17 protein-coding genes, 1 tRNA gene and 3 pseudogenes are annotated in these 15,513 nt (G+C 73.0%); 10 read left to right on the top strand and 11 right to left on the bottom strand.

From position 1 onward, the window contains the following. Positions 1-8: 8 nt before the first annotated feature. The 4 genes from DA06_RS11165 to mca all read right to left on the bottom strand — a co-directional run bounded on the left by DA06_RS11165 (position 9) and on the right by mca (position 1,715). Positions 9-218, bottom strand: a complete 210-nt coding sequence (locus DA06_RS11165; RefSeq protein WP_418607722.1) for a hypothetical protein — start codon at positions 216-218, stop codon at positions 9-11. 105 nt (positions 219-323) lie between these two features. Then, positions 324-407, bottom strand: a tRNA-Leu gene (locus DA06_RS11170). Between the two features lie 43 nt (positions 408-450). After that, on the bottom strand, positions 451-804 hold the full coding sequence (locus DA06_RS11175) for a hypothetical protein (RefSeq protein ID WP_418607724.1): 354 nt from the start codon (positions 802-804) through the stop codon (positions 451-453). Beyond that, complete coding sequence (mca, locus tag DA06_RS11180; RefSeq protein ID WP_052436655.1) at positions 801-1,715, bottom strand: mycothiol conjugate amidase Mca; 915 nt, start codon at positions 1,713-1,715, stop codon at positions 801-803. The genes DA06_RS11175 and mca overlap by 4 nt, the downstream gene beginning before the upstream one ends. A gap of 154 nt (positions 1,716-1,869) precedes the next feature. Here mca and DA06_RS11185 point away from each other — a divergent pair, with 154 nt between their 5' ends. After that, positions 1,870-2,295, top strand: coding sequence for a DUF4307 domain-containing protein (locus tag DA06_RS11185; RefSeq protein ID WP_052436654.1), 426 nt, complete (start codon positions 1,870-1,872; stop codon positions 2,293-2,295). Positions 2,296-2,501: 206 nt separating this feature from the next. Then, complete coding sequence (gene greA / locus DA06_RS11190; RefSeq protein WP_043500012.1) at positions 2,502-2,987, top strand: transcription elongation factor GreA; 486 nt, start codon at positions 2,502-2,504, stop codon at positions 2,985-2,987. A gap of 170 nt (positions 2,988-3,157) precedes the next feature. On the opposite strand, the pseudogene ilvA reads toward greA, so the two are convergent. Further along, positions 3,158-4,297 (bottom strand): annotated as a pseudogene (gene ilvA / locus DA06_RS11195) (threonine ammonia-lyase); the annotation flags it as partial. Between the two features lie 390 nt (positions 4,298-4,687). Further along, positions 4,688-5,413 (bottom strand): annotated as a pseudogene (locus DA06_RS11200) (AI-2E family transporter); the annotation flags it as partial. Between the two features lie 470 nt (positions 5,414-5,883). Here DA06_RS11200 and DA06_RS11205 point away from each other — a divergent pair. The 3 genes from DA06_RS11205 to DA06_RS11215 all read left to right on the top strand — a co-directional run bounded on the left by DA06_RS11205 (position 5,884) and on the right by DA06_RS11215 (position 7,251). Then, positions 5,884-6,255, top strand: coding sequence for a hypothetical protein (locus DA06_RS11205; RefSeq protein WP_052436656.1), 372 nt, complete (start codon positions 5,884-5,886; stop codon positions 6,253-6,255). Positions 6,256-6,671: 416 nt separating this feature from the next. Further along, entirely contained in the window at positions 6,672-6,878 is a 207-nt protein-coding gene (locus DA06_RS11210) for a PP2C family protein-serine/threonine phosphatase (protein WP_418607976.1), read from the top strand. A 112-nt stretch (positions 6,879-6,990) separates the two neighbouring features. Continuing rightward, the gene (locus tag DA06_RS11215) at positions 6,991-7,251 is read left to right on the top strand and encodes a hypothetical protein (RefSeq protein ID WP_043500027.1); all 261 of its coding nucleotides are present in this window, start codon (positions 6,991-6,993) and stop codon (positions 7,249-7,251) included. Here the strand turns inward: DA06_RS11215 and DA06_RS11220 are convergent. Beyond that, positions 7,244-7,783 (bottom strand): alpha/beta fold hydrolase, encoded by a 540-nt coding sequence (locus tag DA06_RS11220; protein ID WP_418607726.1) that lies wholly within the window; start codon positions 7,781-7,783, stop codon positions 7,244-7,246. The two genes, DA06_RS11215 and DA06_RS11220, sit on opposite strands and share 8 nt — an antisense overlap. A gap of 39 nt (positions 7,784-7,822) precedes the next feature. Between DA06_RS11220 and DA06_RS11225 the strand changes: the two genes are divergently transcribed. Beyond that, positions 7,823-8,311, top strand: coding sequence for a molybdenum cofactor biosynthesis protein MoaE (locus DA06_RS11225; RefSeq protein WP_418607728.1), 489 nt, complete (start codon positions 7,823-7,825; stop codon positions 8,309-8,311). Between the two features lie 3 nt (positions 8,312-8,314). On the opposite strand, the gene DA06_RS11230 is transcribed toward DA06_RS11225, so the two are convergent. From DA06_RS11230 to miaB, 4 genes are all read right to left on the bottom strand, one after another. Further along, on the bottom strand, positions 8,315-8,614 hold the full coding sequence (locus DA06_RS11230) for a MoaD/ThiS family protein (RefSeq protein WP_043500036.1): 300 nt from the start codon (positions 8,612-8,614) through the stop codon (positions 8,315-8,317). 1 nt (position 8,615) lies between these two features. Beyond that, complete coding sequence (gene moaA, locus DA06_RS11235) at positions 8,616-9,710, bottom strand: GTP 3',8-cyclase MoaA (protein ID WP_043500038.1); 1,095 nt, start codon at positions 9,708-9,710, stop codon at positions 8,616-8,618. A gap of 81 nt (positions 9,711-9,791) precedes the next feature. Then, on the bottom strand, positions 9,792-10,388 hold the full coding sequence (locus DA06_RS11240; RefSeq protein ID WP_043500041.1) for a GDSL-type esterase/lipase family protein: 597 nt from the start codon (positions 10,386-10,388) through the stop codon (positions 9,792-9,794). Further along, positions 10,330-12,024, bottom strand: coding sequence for a tRNA (N6-isopentenyl adenosine(37)-C2)-methylthiotransferase MiaB (gene miaB / locus DA06_RS11245; RefSeq protein ID WP_418607731.1), 1,695 nt, complete (start codon positions 12,022-12,024; stop codon positions 10,330-10,332). Before miaB ends, DA06_RS11240 begins: the two co-directional genes overlap by 59 nt. Before the next feature lie 110 nt (positions 12,025-12,134). On the opposite strand from miaB, the pseudogene DA06_RS11250 reads away from it, so the two are divergent. From DA06_RS11250 to DA06_RS11265, 4 genes and pseudogenes are all read left to right on the top strand, one after another. After that, positions 12,135-12,928 (top strand): annotated as a pseudogene (locus DA06_RS11250) (amino acid ABC transporter ATP-binding protein). 55 nt (positions 12,929-12,983) lie between these two features. Beyond that, the gene (locus tag DA06_RS11255) at positions 12,984-13,850 is read left to right on the top strand and encodes a glutamate ABC transporter substrate-binding protein (protein WP_043500046.1); all 867 of its coding nucleotides are present in this window, start codon (positions 12,984-12,986) and stop codon (positions 13,848-13,850) included. Positions 13,851-13,931: 81 nt separating this feature from the next. Continuing rightward, positions 13,932-14,636, top strand: a complete 705-nt coding sequence (locus tag DA06_RS11260; RefSeq protein ID WP_418607732.1) for an amino acid ABC transporter permease — start codon at positions 13,932-13,934, stop codon at positions 14,634-14,636. Beyond that, the gene (locus DA06_RS11265) at positions 14,633-15,490 is read left to right on the top strand and encodes an amino acid ABC transporter permease (protein ID WP_043500048.1); all 858 of its coding nucleotides are present in this window, start codon (positions 14,633-14,635) and stop codon (positions 15,488-15,490) included. Before DA06_RS11260 ends, DA06_RS11265 begins: the two co-directional genes overlap by 4 nt. The last annotated feature ends 23 nt before the right edge of the window (positions 15,491-15,513 follow it).

Below are 15,513 nucleotides of genomic sequence, written 5' to 3' on the forward strand. Positions count from 1 at the left end.
GGATCGAGTCACCGCAACGGTCCGGCGGTCCCGTCCGCCCACCACCGCCGAATCGCGCCCGCCGGCCGGGGGACCACGTGCCGCACCGGACCCGGCAGCCGTGGCCGCCGGGCGGGCGGCACGAGCGCCACCAGCACCACCACCCCGGCGACGGCGACCATCACGCACCGGAAGACGCCATGCAGCGGAGAGGTGTCGTGCGAGGGCCACAGGGCCAAGGTGATCAAGAGTTCCGGCCATGTGAGGACGACAGACTCACCCACAACAGAGCATGAAAAAAGTGGCGGGCCCCAGCATCGCCGGGATCCCGCCACTCTCTGCTGTGCGCGAGGGGGGAGTTGAACCCCCACGCCCTTTCGGGCACACGGACCTGAACCGTGCGCGTCTGCCTATTCCGCCACTCGCGCTCGCTCGGACAGCGAACGAAACGTTAGCACGCACGCCGGTCCGTCACCGAACCCTTCCGCCGCTCCGGCGCCGTGATCCTGCACACCCCGGCCGGCGCGCCTCGCCCGTCCCTGGCGCGGCGGACCGACGTGCCGTGCGGGCGGCCGCGCCGCCGGGCGTGCCGCCGCCCGAGGGCGCTCCGTCACGGGAGGCCTCCTCCGCCGCCCGCCGCAGGCGCTCGTTGTGGTCGACGCGGCGCATGTGCTTGGCCATCGAGCGGAACAGCGGGACGACGGCGACCGCGAGCACGAAGAACCCGAGGAGGAAGCCCATGAGACCGGGGCTGACCTCCCACGGTTCCATCTCGGTGGGCTCCGGCGCCGGGGTGGGCGACGCCGCGAAAAGCACGTAGGTCATCCCTCAAGCCTGCCATCGCGGCCGCCGTCGTCCGCGCCGGAGGCGACGGGCGAGACGGGCAGCCCCTCGGGGACGACGCCCGCGAACAGGTCGTCCTCGATCTCGTCGCCGACGTCGATCCGGGCACGGGCCAGCTGGAACTCCTCGAAGGGCCAGATCTCCCTCTCGACGTCACGGGGCACCTGGAAGAAGAACCCGTCCGGGTCGATCTGCGTGGCGTGCGCACGCAGCGCCGCGTCGCGCCGGGGGAAGTACGCGGCGCACTCGATGCGCGCCGTGGCCCTGCGGTGCGGACGGTCCCGGCGCGTCTCGAACCACTCCTCGAAGGGCGAGGTGATCCCCCGCTCCTGCAGCGCCGTGTGCACCGCCTCGATGCGGGCGACGGAGAAGGAGATGTCGTAGTACAGCTTCTGCACGGCCCACGGCTCGCCCGCCTCGGGGTAGGCGTCGGGGTCGGCGGCCGCCTCGTACGCGGCGACGGCGACCTTGTGCGCCATGATGTGGTCGGGGTGCGGGTAGCCGCCGTTCTCGTCGTAGCAGGTCATGACGTGCGGCCGGAACTCGCGGATCTGCCGCACCAGCGCCCCGACGGGCACCTCGAGCGGCTCGAGCGCGAAGCACCCCTCGGGCAGCGGGGGCAGCGGGTCACCCTCCGGCAGACCGGAGTCGACGAACCCCAGCCACACGTGCTCGATACCCAGCGCCTCGGCGGCCGCGGCCATCTCCCGACGGCGGTAGCCCGGCATGTCCCGGAGGATCTCGGGGTCGCCCTCGAGCTTGGGGTTGAGGATGTCGCCGCGCTCGCCGCCCGTGGACGTCACCACCAGCACCCGGTTGCCCTCCGCCGCGTACCGGGCAGAGGTAGCGGCCCCCTTGCTCGACTCGTCGTCCGGGTGCGCATGCACGGCCATGAGCCGCAACGCCTCGTGGGTCACCGTGTTCCTCCAGGTCGGCCGCCTGCGCGGCGCCTCTCGTCGTCGTTTCCGGGGACAATGGTCTCGCATCAGCGCCCGGGGTGCCTACGCCATTCCCGGTGGAGGCCGGCGCCCGGAAGGAGGGACCTCGGTGACCGACCCCGCAGGACAGCCACGCGGCGGCGACCCGGCCGTCATGGCGGCCCGGTACGGCGGAGCGCGGCGAGGGCGGCGGGGCCTCGTCGTCCTCGCCGTCGTGGCCGCACTGCTGGTCGTGGGCGGGCTGGCCGTCCAGGCGTCCAACCTCACCCGGCCGGCCGTCGTCGCCGACAACCTGGGCTTCACGGTCGAGGACGCCGGCACCACGACGGTGCGCTTCAACCTGCGTGCGCAGCCCGGGTCGACGGTCACCTGCACGGTGATCGCGCTGAACGAGTCCTTCACCGAGGTCGGCTTCCGCGAGGTGGAGATCGGCCCGCTGGACGAGCAGGTCACCTCCCACCAGGTCCACGTCGCGACCACCGAGAAGGCCACGACGGGCAGCGTGGAGCAGTGCCGGACCCTCGACGCCGGCTGAGTCCACCCCCCAATACCTGCTACCCGGCACGCGCCCCCCACGGCGCGGGGAAGCACCGGGCGCGGAGCCGCCTTTGTTACACTCGAGCCTTTACACGCCGCCCCGGAGCGGCGCACGTGGTGCGAGCGCCCGGGCGAGACCAGTCCCGTTGCCTCGGCCGCACACGCGTTGCGACCGGGGGCACGAACGTATTCGGAGGAGGAGCCGTGACACAGACGAGCACCACCTGGCTCACCCAGGACGCGTACAACCGGCTCAAGGCCGAGCTCGAGCACCTCACGACCCGCGGGCGGCACGACATCGCCGAGAAGATCGACGCGGCGCGCCAGGAGGGCGACCTCAAGGAGAACGGCGGGTACCACGCCGCGCGCGAGGAGCAGGCCAAGCAGGAGGCGCGGATCGTCCAGCTCACCGAGCTGCTCCGCAACGCGCACGTGGGCGAGCCGCCGCCGGACGACGGCATCGTCGAGTCGGGCATGGTCGTCACCGCGACCATCGCGGGCAAGGAACGCACGTTCCTGCTCGGCTCCCGCGAGGGCGCCGTGGACGTGGACATCGACGTGTACTCCGAGTCCTCTCCGCTCGGTGCGGCGCTGGTGGGCCGGTCGGCCGGCGACACCGTGACCTACGAAGCGCCGAACGGGGCCCGGATCGAGGTCAGGATCGGCGAGGTCAAGCCCTTCCGGGGCTGAGCGAGAACTCACGACGGGCCGCCCCTGGGGGCGGCCCGTCGTCGTCTGCGCGTCCACGCCCGGACGTGTCCGCGACGATGCGCGTCGGTGCCGTGCTGCCTCGGCGCCGGGCGGCGCAGGCGGCGCCGCGACCAGGCGGCAGCCCCCGAGGCCGTGCGCTCAGGCGCCAGGATCGTGTAGCCGGCGGCACGGAGCGCCTCGAGCACGCTCTGGCAGTGCTCCGGCCCCTTGGTCTCCAGCTCCACGGAGATCTCGACCTCGCCGACCGCGAGCCCCGCCGAGGTCCGGGTGTGCTCGACGCTGACGACGTTCCCGCCCGAGGCGGCGAGCCTGTCCAGCAGCCCGGCGAGCCTGCCCGGGGCGTCCTGGACGAGCACCCGCATCTGCAGGTAGCGCCCGGCCGCCGTCATGCCGTGGCGGATGATGCGCAGCAGCACGAGCGGGTCGACGTTGCCGCCGGAGAGCACCACCACCACGGGGCCCCTGAACGCCGCCGGGTCCGCGAGCAGCGCGGCCACACCCGCCGCTCCCGAGGGTTCGACCACGAGCTTGGCACGCTCGACGACGTGCAGGACGGCGCGCGAGAGCTGCTCCTCGGAGACGGTGCGGATCTCGCGCACGTGCTCCTGGATCAGCCGGAACGGGACGTCGCCGGGCATCCCGACGGCGATGCCGTCCGCCATCGTCTGCAGGTCCTCCAGCAGCACCGGGTGCCCCGCGGCGAGCGAGGCCGGGTAGGCGGCGGCCGTGGCGGCCTGCACCCCGACGACGTCGATGCCCGGGTCGACGCTGTGGACGGCCGCGGCGATCCCGGCCAGCAGGCCCCCTCCCCCGGTGGGCACGACGACGGTCCGCACGCCGGGCACCTGCTCGAGGATCTCCAGCCCGATGGTCCCCTGGCCCGCCACGATGTCCGGGTGGTCGTACGGGTGGATCAGAACCCTGCCGGTGCGCTCCACCTCGGCGAGCGCCGCCGCCATGGCGCCGTTGAGGTTCTCGCCCTCGAGCACGACCTCCGCTCCGTACTGCCGCGTGGCCGCGACCTTGGGCAGGGCGGCGTCGACCGGCATGAAAATCTTCGCCGGGATGCCGAGCCGGTGGGCCGCCAGCGCCACGCCCTGGGCGTGGTTGCCGGCCGAGGCGGCGAGGACGCCGCGGGCCTTCTCCGCCTCGCTGAGCCGGCTGATGCGCACGTACGCACCACGGATCTTGAACGACCCCGTGCGCTGCAGATTCTCCGCCTTGAGGTGGACCGGCGCCCCGAGGACGCGGCCCAGCGTGGTGGACTCCTCCACCGGGGTTCGCTGCACGACGCCCGCGAGCGCCCGGGCCGCCGCGGCGAAGGTGTCGTGGTCGAAGTCGGCGGTCGCAGACCTCGCGCGCTCGGACGTCGTCACCGCGGGCCCTGGAGCCGGTGGTTCTCGTCGGGGGCGCCGTCGTCGGCGGACCGGGCCTCCGCGGGGTGCGCCGCGCCGTCCTCCGGGGTGGCGGCGGACGGGTCGCCGCCGTCGGCGTTCTTGTCGGAGTCGGCGATGTGGGCGTAGGCGCTGGCGATCGACTCGAAGACGGCGCCGGGCGGACCGCCGGGCCGGTGCATGTCGTGGTCGAGGCTGGGGGTACTTGTCGTGCCCGTAGAGGTAGAGGACCACCGTGTTGATGGTGGCCACGACCGGCACCGCGAACAGCGCGCCCAGGACGCCCGCGATGCCGGTGCCGGCGGTCACCGCCAGCAGGATCGCGACGGGGTGCAGGGAGACGGCGTTGCCCTGCAGCCACGGCTGGAGCACGTTGCCCTCAAGCTGCTGCACCGCCAGCACGATGGCGAGCATGATCAGGGCCGTGACCAGGCCCTGGTCCACCAGGGCGACGACGACGGCGACCGCGCCGGAGATGAACGCACCCACGATGGGGATGAAGGAGAAGAGGAAGACGAGGATGCCGATGGGCAGGGCGAGGGGCACCTGGAGGATCGCCGCACCGGCGGCGATGCCGACGGCGTCGACGAACGCCACCAGGATCTGGGTGCGGGCGTAGCCGCCGAGCGTGGTCCAGCCGCGGATGCCGGCCTCGTTGATCCTGTGGCGCACCCCCACGGGGGCGAGGCGGACGAACCAGTGCCAGATCCGCCGTCCCTCCCTGAGGAAGAAGAACAGGCAGAACAGGGCGATCACCGCGCCGGTCGCGACCGACGTCACCGAGCTGGTGACCCCGACGACGCCGCTGACGAGCCGGTCGGAGTTCGCCTGCAGCTGGCCGGTCGCCTGGTCGAGGTAGCCCTGAACCTGCTGCTCGTCGATGCCGAGCGGACCGTCCGCCAGCCAGTCGATGCCGTCCTGCGCCGCCACCTCGACCCGGTCGGCGAGTGCGCCGAAGCCCTCCACGATCGAGCGGCCCGCCAGGACGAGCAGGCCGACGACGAACGCCACGAGCGCCAGGAGCGCGGTGAGCGCGGCGAGGGTCCGGGGGGAAGTGCAGGACCCGCCGCAGCCAGACGGCGATCGGCTCGACGAGGACCGCCAGCAGCAGGGCGACGAGCACCGCCACGACGATCGTCTGGAACGTGGCGACGAGATAGACGAGCAGCGCGATCGCCGCCGCCACGACGATCAGCCGCCAGGACCACCCGGCCGCCACGCGCAGCGAGCGTGGCACGCCGTCCACCAGGGTCGACGCCGGGGCGTGGCGGGGGGAACCGGGTCTCCGTCCCGGGGTCGGTGATGCCGGCGCGTCCCGGGCGCCCGAGGCGTCCGGCCGTCAGCCCCAGGGCGTCGGCCCTGGCCGTGCCCGGCGAGGCCCGGGCCCGCGCCGAGCGGGTGCGCACGGAGTCCGAGCGCGAGCTCTCGGCCGCCACGCAGCGGCGCGACAGCATCAACGCCCAGCTCGCCACGTCCGGCAGATGCTCGCCACGCTCACCGGCACCAACGTCCCGCTGGACGCCTTCGCGGCACCCGCGCCGCAGGTGGTGCCCGCCGAGGCGGCGGCCGACGGCCAGGCGGTCTCCGTCGAGGTGGCGGCCGACGGCGGCCAGGCGGCGCAGGACGACGCCGCGCCGGCTGACACCGACGAGCCCGCGGACGACGCCGAGGCGACTGCCCGGGAAGGCGGCCCGGCAGCCACGGAGGCTCCCGCCGACGGCGACCTCGCCGCGGCGGTCCTGCCCGACGCCGGGGAGGAGGCCGTTCCCGCGCCCACGGAGCAGGACCTCGCCGAGGCGGCGGAGCGCGGCTCCGCCGAGCGGACCGAGAAGGCGAGCTCAGGGGCGCGCTGACAGCGAGGCCCAGGCCGTAGCGACGACGGCGAGGCCCAGGCCGCAGCGACGACGGCGAGGCGACGGAATCGACCCGCTCCCCCGTCGTCCTCCCGGTGTCGGTGCTTCCCCCCACCTCGGGCACGAGTGCGCATCCCGCCTCGCGCACCTTGCCGCCCCGGGCACGAGCGCGCCTCGACACCGTGAGCGCTGGTGGCGGACCACCCGCGCTCGCGGTGTCGAGCAGCGCTCGCGCCGACCCCAGCCCGGTGGGTGGCCCTGCCGGTCCCCCGTCGGCGCACCCAGCCACGCGTGGCCGCCGGCGCACCCAGCCACCTTGCTCCGCCAGAACCCTGCGCAGACACCGTGCCCTGGCCAGCGGCGACGTCGTCAGCGTCGACTGATACGACGTCTTCGCGCCCGACCACCACGCCACCATCGGTCACCCGCCCCCGATGCTCGTCCGGCCGGACGGCACCGTGCAGGTGCTCGACGGCTCCGACCTGCTCCTCGGCGTCCGGCCCGGCACTCGGCGCTCCGAGTCGCGGCTTATCCTCGAGCCGGGCACCACGCTCGTGCTCTACACCGACGGGCTCGTCGAGCGCCGCGCCGGCGGGCTCCGTGCCGGGATCCACCGGCTGTGAGCGCCTCTCGCGTCTCCATCGGACGCCTGGTGGAGGTTTTGGAACGTCGCACTCCAAAAGTGCGCGCCGTCAGACGTATCCCCATATCTTGGGATCCGTGGCGGCATACCTGGTGACATACGACCTGCATCGGCCCGCATGTCTGTACCAGGGCCTGCTCGAACGGCTGAGCCAGTTCCCGGCCTCGTGCCAGGGACTCGACTCGAGCTGCTTCGTCGTCTCCGACGGCTCCGCCGACGACGTCCGCGACGAGCTCACGCCGCACCTGCACCCCGGTGATGGCCTCCTCGTCACGGCGCTCACCCCGGACGTCGCGTCGTGGACCGGTCTGCGCCCCGAGGCCAGGCGCTGGATCCACACCCACATCAGCTGAGGGCCGGGCGGGGCGCGGCAACGTTCGACGTCCTCAGCCAGGCGCGCAGCACGTCGAGAAAGTCCTCCGGACGCTCCATGGACGGCAGGTGCGCGACGTCGGGCCAGTCGATCCGGCGGGCGCCGGGCACTCCCTCGGTCACCTGTCTCGCCGCGTCGCGGATGGCGTCGAGATCCAGCCCGCCCTGGACCACCAGGGTGGGCGCCGCGACCTCGCCGAGCCGGTCGAGCGCGGGCGGGTCCAGCTCGTCCTCCTCGACGTCGCCCCAGGCGGCGGCGATCTCGAGGGCCCGCCGCTGCATGCCCCGCACGCTCTCGCGGACGGCCGGATCGACGCCGTCGGACTCCCGGAAGGGGCCGTCGACCCACCACGACAGATTCGCCTCGACGGCACCGTCCAGGTCCTCGACCTCGAGCGCGGCCGTCTCCGCCCGGACGAACGCCCGCAGGTCGTCCGTGGCCGCCGGGATGAGGGCCCCGCCGGGCGCGCTCAGCAGCAGGGAGGCCACGAGGGCGGGCCTGCCCAGTGCCACCTCGACCGCGACGCCCGCACCGAACGAGGCGCCGACGAGGTGGCACCGGCCGCTGGGCGGAGCGTCAGGGATGACGGCGCCCGAGACCTCCCGCCTGAGCCCGCCCGGGGCCGGGTGGTGCTCGCGGAGGTGCGCGACAGCTCGATCGAGGTCGCCGAGTGCGCCGCCGCCGTGGACGACCCCGCGGCCGGCGCCGTGGTGACGTTCGGCGGGGTGGTCCGCAACCACGACGGCGGCCGGAGCGTGACCGAGATCGAGTACGTCGGTCACCCGACCGCCGGCCGCGTCGTCGCCGAGGTCGCCGCCGACGTCGCCGCGCGGTTCCCGGTCGACGCCGTCGCCGTCGTTCACCGGGTGGGCGACCTGCGGATCGGTGACGTGGCGCTCGCCGCGGCCGTCTCCGCCGCGCACCGTGCCGAGGCCTTCCAGGCGACGGCGGAGCTGGTGGAGGAGGTCAAGCGGCGGCTGCCGGTGTGGAAGCGCCAGGTCTTCCCCGACGGCAGCCACGAGTGGACGGGCAGCGCCTGAGCCTCAGCCGCCGGCGAAGGGCGGCAGGACGTCCACGCGCACCCCGGAGGCCCCCGGCGCGGCGAGAGGGGTGTCCCGGTCCTCGCGGACGACGTCGTCCACGAGCAGGCTGCAGATCGCCAGGACCCGGCCGAGGGTCGGCCCGTGCGCCTCGGCGAGGGCCGCCACGAGGTCCTCGGCGGTGGCGCCGTCGGCGAGCGGGACGTCCTCGGCGGGCACGGCCGCGGCCTCCGCGGCCGCCGCGAAGTAGCGGACGTGGGCGGTGAGCGTGCCGACCGCGGCGGTGTCGAGACGGGTGGTCATGTCATCCTCCGATGGCACTCATGGGGCGCTGCGGCTGCAGGAAGCCGGGGTCGTCGATGCCGTGCCCGGCCTTCTTCCCCCACATGGCGGTCCGCCAGAGCTCGGCGATCTCGGCGTCGGACGCGCCCGAGCGGACCAGGCCGCGCAGGTCGGTCTCCGTGCGGGAGAACAGGCACGTGCGCACCTGACCGTCGGCGGTCAGCCGGGTCCGGTCGCAGGCACCGCAGAACGGCTGGGTCACCGAGGCGATGACGCCGACCGTGCCGCCGGGAGTGTCGTCGGTCGGCTCCACGGTCCACCGCTCGGCGGGGGCGGCGCCGCGCTCGCCGGGGTCGTGGGCGGTGAGGGTGAACCGGGCGCTCAGGCGCTCGAGGATCTCCCCGGCGGTGATCATCTCGCCGCGCTTCCACATCTCGGGCGGGCCGAGCGGCATCTGCTCGATGAAGCGGAGCTCGAAGCCGCGGCGCAGCGCGAAGGCGAGCAGCTCGGGCGCCTCGGCGTCGTTGAGGCCGCGCATGAGGACGGCGTTGATCTTCACCGGCGTCAGCCCCGCGGCCTCGGAGGCGTCGATGCCGGCGAGGACGTCGGGCAGGCGGTCGCGCCGGGTGAGGGTCGCGTAGGTCTCGCGGTCCAGGGAGTCGAGGGAGACGTTGACGCGGTGCAGCCCGGCCTCGGCCAGGCCGGCGGCGCGCCTCTCCAGCCCGAGCCCGTTGGTGGTCAGGGACGTCTCGGGGACCTCGCCGGTGTCCGTGCGCAACGCCGTGGTGGCGGCCACGATGCTCTCCAGGCCCTTGCGCAGCAGCGGTTCGCCCCCGGTGAAGCGCACCTCGCGGATGCCGAGCCGCTCGACGGCGACGGTGATCAGCCTGACCACCTCGGCGTCGGACAGGACCTCGGCGGTGGGCAGCCAGTCGAAGCCCTCCGGCGGCATGCAGTACTCGCAGCGCAGGTTGCACCGGTCGGTCAGCGAGACGCGCAGGTCCCGGGCCACCCTCCCGAAGGTGTCCACGAGCGCGTCGGTGGCGGGCCGGGGCGTCGCCGCGCCGCGGGCCGCCGTGCGGGGCGGACCGGGCAGACCGAGATCAACTGTGGGCATCTCCCCACTGTAGCCAGGACCACCCGGGACCTTCGCCCCGACAGGGACGTCGAGTGTCGGGTCCGGCTCCGGGCCGGCAGGTCAGGCGGCGTCGGAGGGGACCCCGAGCCACGCGTGCCAGCCGTTGTGCAGCACGAGCCAGGCCAGCAGGCCGTACCCGGCCTGGCCGGGGTGGACGCCGTCACCGGCGGCGACGTCGGCGTGCCACTGCTCGTGGGTGCGCAGCGGCTCGTGCGTCTCCACGTAGGGCACGTGCCGGCGCTGGCACACGTCCGCGAAGGCGAGGGAGAGCTGAGCCAGCGCGTCGCCGTCGACGTCGGGCCTCGGCGGGGGCCCGACGACGAAGCAGCCGATGCGCGAGGTGGCGGCGCCGTCGAGGATGTTGGCCAGGTTCAGGCGCGAGCGGGCCAGGGAGAGGCCCTCGTCCAGGTCCGCGGAGCCCAGGCCGACCACGAGTCGGTTGTCGCTGTGGGCTCCGAAGCGTCGTTGCGCCTCGGCCTCCCAGCGGGCCGACAGCGCGGTCGTGGACTCGCGGGGGACGGCGAGCTCGGACACGAAGACGGGTTCCTCGGCGGACGTGCGGGCCATCACGCGCCCCACCCAGCCCAGGCCCCGGGCGTCACCCAGGCCCGCGACGAGCTCGTCCCCGATCACGCAGACACGCAGTCCCTCGTCCACACCGTCCCCTTCCGTCGGCCTCCGCCTCCCATCCTCTCCCGGCCGGCGCGGGACCCGTGGACCCCGCGCCGGGCCGAGTGCCGCCGTCGGCACGCGGGAACCCGGACGGGCCGTCCGGGCGTGACGGCGGCTCCCCGTGCGAGTGGGGCTCGTCGACCAGGCCCTCGCGGCGGGCCCAGGCGTCGCCGGCGCGGGTGCGGCGCACCGCGAAGGTCCCGCCCGAGAGGGCGGAGTCGGCGACCAGGTGGTGCGGCGCGCCGTGGGTGACCTCGACCGTGACCATGTCGCCGGGACGGGGCCGGTTCTCGCCCGGCAGGCCCGGGGGCAGCGCGGCGTGCACCAGTCGGTTGTCGGCGGCTCGTCCGGTGACCCGGCGGGTGGCACCGTCCTTGCGGCCCTCCCCCTCGGCCACGAGCACGTCCACGGTGCGGCCGACCTGAGCCTCGTTCTCCTCGGTGGAGATGCGCTGCTGCAGCGCGGCGAGGCGCTGGTAACGCTCGGCCACGACCTCGGCGGGCACCTGCGGCAGGTCGGCGGCCGGGGTGCCGGGACGCGGCGAGTACTGGAAGGTGAAGGCGGAGGAGAACCGGCACGCCTCGACGACGTCGAGGGTGGCCCGGAAGTCCTCCTCGGTCTCCCCGGGGAATCCCACGATGATGTCGGTGGTGATGGCGGCGTCGGGGATGGCCGCCCGGACGCGCTCGATGATGCCGAGGTACTTCGCCTGCCGGTACGAGCGCCGCATGGCGCGCAGCACCGTGTCGGAGCCGGACTGCAGCGGCATGTGCAGGCTGGGCATGACGTTCGGCGTGGAGGCCATCGCCTCGATGACGTCGTCGGTGAACGCGGCGGGGTGCGGCGAGGTGAAGCGCACCCGCTCCAGCCCGTCGACGCCCCCGCAGGCGCGCAGCAGCTTGGCGAACGCGCCGCGGTCGCCGAAGCCGACGCCGTAGCTGTTGACGTTCTGCCCGAGAAGCGTCACCTCGATGGCTCCCTGGGCGACGACGGCCTGGACCTCGGCCAGGACGTCGCCCGGACGGCGGTCGCGCTCCTTGCCGCGCAGGTGCGGCACGATGCAGAACGTGCAGGTGTTGTTGCACCCCACCGAGATGGACACGAACGCCGCGTACGCGGACTCGCGCCGGGTCGGCAGCGTGGAGGGGAAGACCTTGAGGGACTCCTCGATCTCCACCTGCGCCTCGGCGTTGTGCCGGGCCCTCTCGAGCAGGGCAGGGAGCACGTCGAGGTTGTGGGTGCCCAGGACGACGTCGACCCAGGGCGCCTTCTCGACGATGCCCTCGCGCATCTGCTGGGCGAGGCAGCCGCCGACCGCGATCTGCATGCCGGGCCGCTCCCGCTTCACCGCGGCGAGCTGGCCGAGGTTGCCGAAGAGGCGGGTGGCCGCGTTCTCGCGGACGGAGCACGTGTTGATGATGACGACGTCGGCACCGCCGTCGCCCGCCTCCGTCGCGCGGGCGGCCGCCTCCGGCACGTCGGCGACGGGAAGGTAGCCCCGCTCCTCGAGCAGGCCGGCGAGCCTCTCGGAGTCGTGGACGTTCATCTGGCAGCCGAGGGTGCGCACCAGGTACGTGCGCGTCTCGGCGGTGCTCGGTGCGGCCGCGGTGGTGGAAGACATGGTGGAGAAAGTGTAGGCGGCCGGGAAAGGGGCACTTAGCAGGCCCTTCGTTTCCACCTTGTTACCGGCATCGGCGTCTGCGGGCCTTCGGGCACGTTAGGTTGACCTCCATGACCGAACGCAACGAGACCTCTCTCACAGCGCCGGCGGGGGGTCAGGCTGCCCGGGGCGAGCCGCTGGTCGTCCTCAGCGAGGTGAACAAGCACTTCGGGGATCTCCACGTCCTGAGGGACATCAACCTCACCGTGGCGCGCGGCGAGGTCGTCGTCGTCATCGGCCCCTCCGGCTCCGGCAAGTCGACGCTGTGCCGGGCCATCAACCGCCTGGAGCCGATCGACGACGGAGCCATCACGATCGACGGGCGGGAGCTGCCCGCGGAGGGCAAGGCGCTCGCGCGGCTGCGCGCCGACGTCGGCATGGTCTTCCAGTCCTTCAACCTCTTCGCCCACAAGACCATCCTCGAGAACGTCACCCTGGGGCCGGTCAAGGCGAAAGGCGTCCGGCCGGCGGAGGCGAAGGAACGGGCGATGGCCCTCCTCGAGCGGGTCGCGTCGCCAACCAGGCCGCCAAGTACCCCGCGCAGCTCTCCGGCGGGCAGCAGCAGCGCGTCGCCATCGCGCGGGCGCTGGCCATGCAGCCCAAGGTGATGCTCTTCGACGAGCCGACCTCCGCGCTGGACCCCGAGATGATCACCGAGGTCCTCGACGTCATGACCTCGCTCGCCCGGGACGGCATGACCATGGTCGTCGTCACCCACGAGATGGGTTTCGCCCGCAAGGCCGCCGACCGCGTGATCTTCATGGACGCCGGCCAGATCGTCGAGGAGAACACCCCCGACGAGTTCTTCACCAACCCCCGGTCCTCCCGGGCCCAGGACTTCCTGTCCAAGCTGCTCAGCCACTGACCCGCGCACCACCAGCGAAGATCCCCCGCCGGGGGAAAGACCAGAAGGAGACGACATGCGACGCACTCGCACAGCCGGTTTCGCCGCCCTGAGCCTGGCCGCCGCCCTGGCCCTCACCGCCTGCTCCGCCGGCGAGCCCGGCCAGACCGACGAGCCGGCCGGTGACGGAGGCACCGCCACCGGGGGTGGCGGGGACAGCCTCACCATCGGCATCAAGTACGACCAGCCCGGTCTCGGCCTGCAGGAGGGCTCGGACTACACCGGCTTCGACGTCGACGTCGCGAAGTACGTCGCCGAGAAGCTCGGCTACTCCGAGGACCAGATCGAGTTCGTCGAGTCGGTCTCCTCGCAGCGCGAGACGCTGCTCGAGAACGGCTCCGTCGACATGATCTTCGCCACCTACTCGATCACCGACGAGCGCAAGGAGCGGGTCGCCTTCGCCGGGCCGTACTTCGTCGCCGGCCAGGACCTCCTCGTCGCCTCGGACAACACCGACATCACCGGGCCGGACACCCTCGACGGCAAGGTCCTGTGCTCCGTCGAGGGCTCGACCTCGGCCGAGCGCATCCGCGACGAGCACTCCGAGGGCGTGGAGCTCTACCCGGCTCAGACCTACTCCGAGTGCGTCGAGCTGCTCTCCGCGGGCAACGTGGACGCGGTGACCACCGACGACGTCATCCTTGCCGGCTACGCCGCGCAGCCGCAGTACGAGGGCCAGTTCAAGGTGGTCGGCAACCCGTTCTCCGAGGAGAACTACGGCGTCGGCCTCCCGCAGGACAACGACGTCTGCGAGGACGTCAACAGCGCCATTTCCGAGATGGTCGAGGACGGCACCTGGGAGGAGCTGCTGAAGGCGAACGTCGGCGACAGCTTCCAGTGGAACGAGGAGCTCAACCCGCCGGAGCCGCAGCCCTGCGCCTGAGCTGATCGTCCGGTGCCCGGGGCAGCCGCCCCGGGCACCGCCCCGTCCGGCCGCTCACCAGCGGCAGACAAGGAGTCCTGAGTGGGCGGCTACCTGGCCGACATGGCCGAGCTTCTCAGCACCTACGACGTCCTCGGTGCGTTCTGGGTCAACATCCAGCTGACCTTCTGGTCGGCCGTGCTCGCGTTCGTCATCGGCACGGTGCTCGCTGTCATGCGGGTCTCGCCGGCGCCGAGCCTGCGCTGGGCGGGCGCGACGTACGTCAACCTCGTGCGCAACACCCCGCTCACGCTGATCATCCTCGCGTGCTCGCTGGGTCTGTGGGGCCAGCTCGGGGTCATCCTGGCCACCAACGAGGCCGGACGGGTCGACATCGCGTCGAACAGCTTCCGCCTGGCGGTGCTGGGCCTCGCCGCCTACACCGCGGCGTTCGTGTGCGAGTCCCTGCGCTCGGGCGTCAACACCGTGCCGGTGGGCCAGGCCGAGGCCGCACGCGCCATCGGTCTCGGGTTCGGGCAGTCGATGCGCATGATCATCCTGCCGCAGGCCATCCGTGGCGCGATCGCACCGCTCGGCAACACCCTCATCGCGCTCGCGAAGAACACCACGGTCGCCCAGGCCGCCGGCGTCGTGCAGGCCGCCTCCGTCATGGCCACCATGATCGAGTTCCGGCCGGACCTGATGGTCGCGATCTTCCTCGTCATCGCGCTCGGCTGGGTGATCATCGTCCTGCCTATCGGCCTGGTCAGCACGTACCTGTCCCGACGACTGGGGGTCGCACGATGAGCTCCGTCCTCTTCGACGCCCCGGGTCCCCGCACGCGTCGCCGCATCGCCCTCGTCAACGTCGTCGGCGCCGTCATCGTCCTGGGCGTCCTCGCCTGGGTGATCTGGGGGCTGGCCCAGAAGGGTCAGCTGACCGCCGCCAAGTGGAACCCGTTCCTCACCGAGTCGGTGTGGGCCGACTACCTGCTGGTCGGCCTGTGGAACACCCTTCGTGCAGCGGCGGTGTCGATCGTCACCGCCAACGTCTTCGGGCTGCTGTTCGGCCTCGGCAGGCTCTCGCACTCCCGGATCGTGCGGGGCGTGTGCGGCACCGTGGTGGAGTTCTTCCGCGCGGTCCCGGTCCTGATCATGATGATCTTCTTCTGGCAGCTGTTCTCCTACGTCCCCGGGCCCTGGAGCGCCGAGCCACCGTTCTACGGCGTGGTCTTCGGCCTCACGCTGTACAACGGCTCCGTCATCGCGGAGCTCGTGCGTTCCGGCGTGCACAACCTCCCGCGCGGGCAGCGGGAGGCGGCCCTCGCCATCGGGCTGACCCGGTCGAAGAGCCTGCGGCTCGTGGAGGTTCCGCAGGCGCTGATCGCGATGATGCCGTCGATGGTCAGCCAGCTGGTGGTCATCCTCAAGGACACGGCACTCGGCTACATCATCACCTACAGCGAGCTGCTGCGCTCCGCCCGGCTCGTGGGCTCCACGTTCGCGAACTACGTGCCCGCCCTCATCGTCGCCGCGGTGATCTTCATCGTCATCAACTACACCCTGACGTGGACGGCGGAGCTGCTGGCACGACGCCTCAGCCGGCGCACGGCGGGCGGCACCCGGCCGGCGGAGCCGACCCCCGCGGACGCCGGGGAGTGAGCCCGGTGGGAGCGGGTGCGGTG

This window comes from Georgenia sp. SUBG003 (genome assembly GCF_000715355.2).
GTDB lineage: Bacteria > Actinomycetota > Actinomycetes > Actinomycetales > Actinomycetaceae > Georgenia.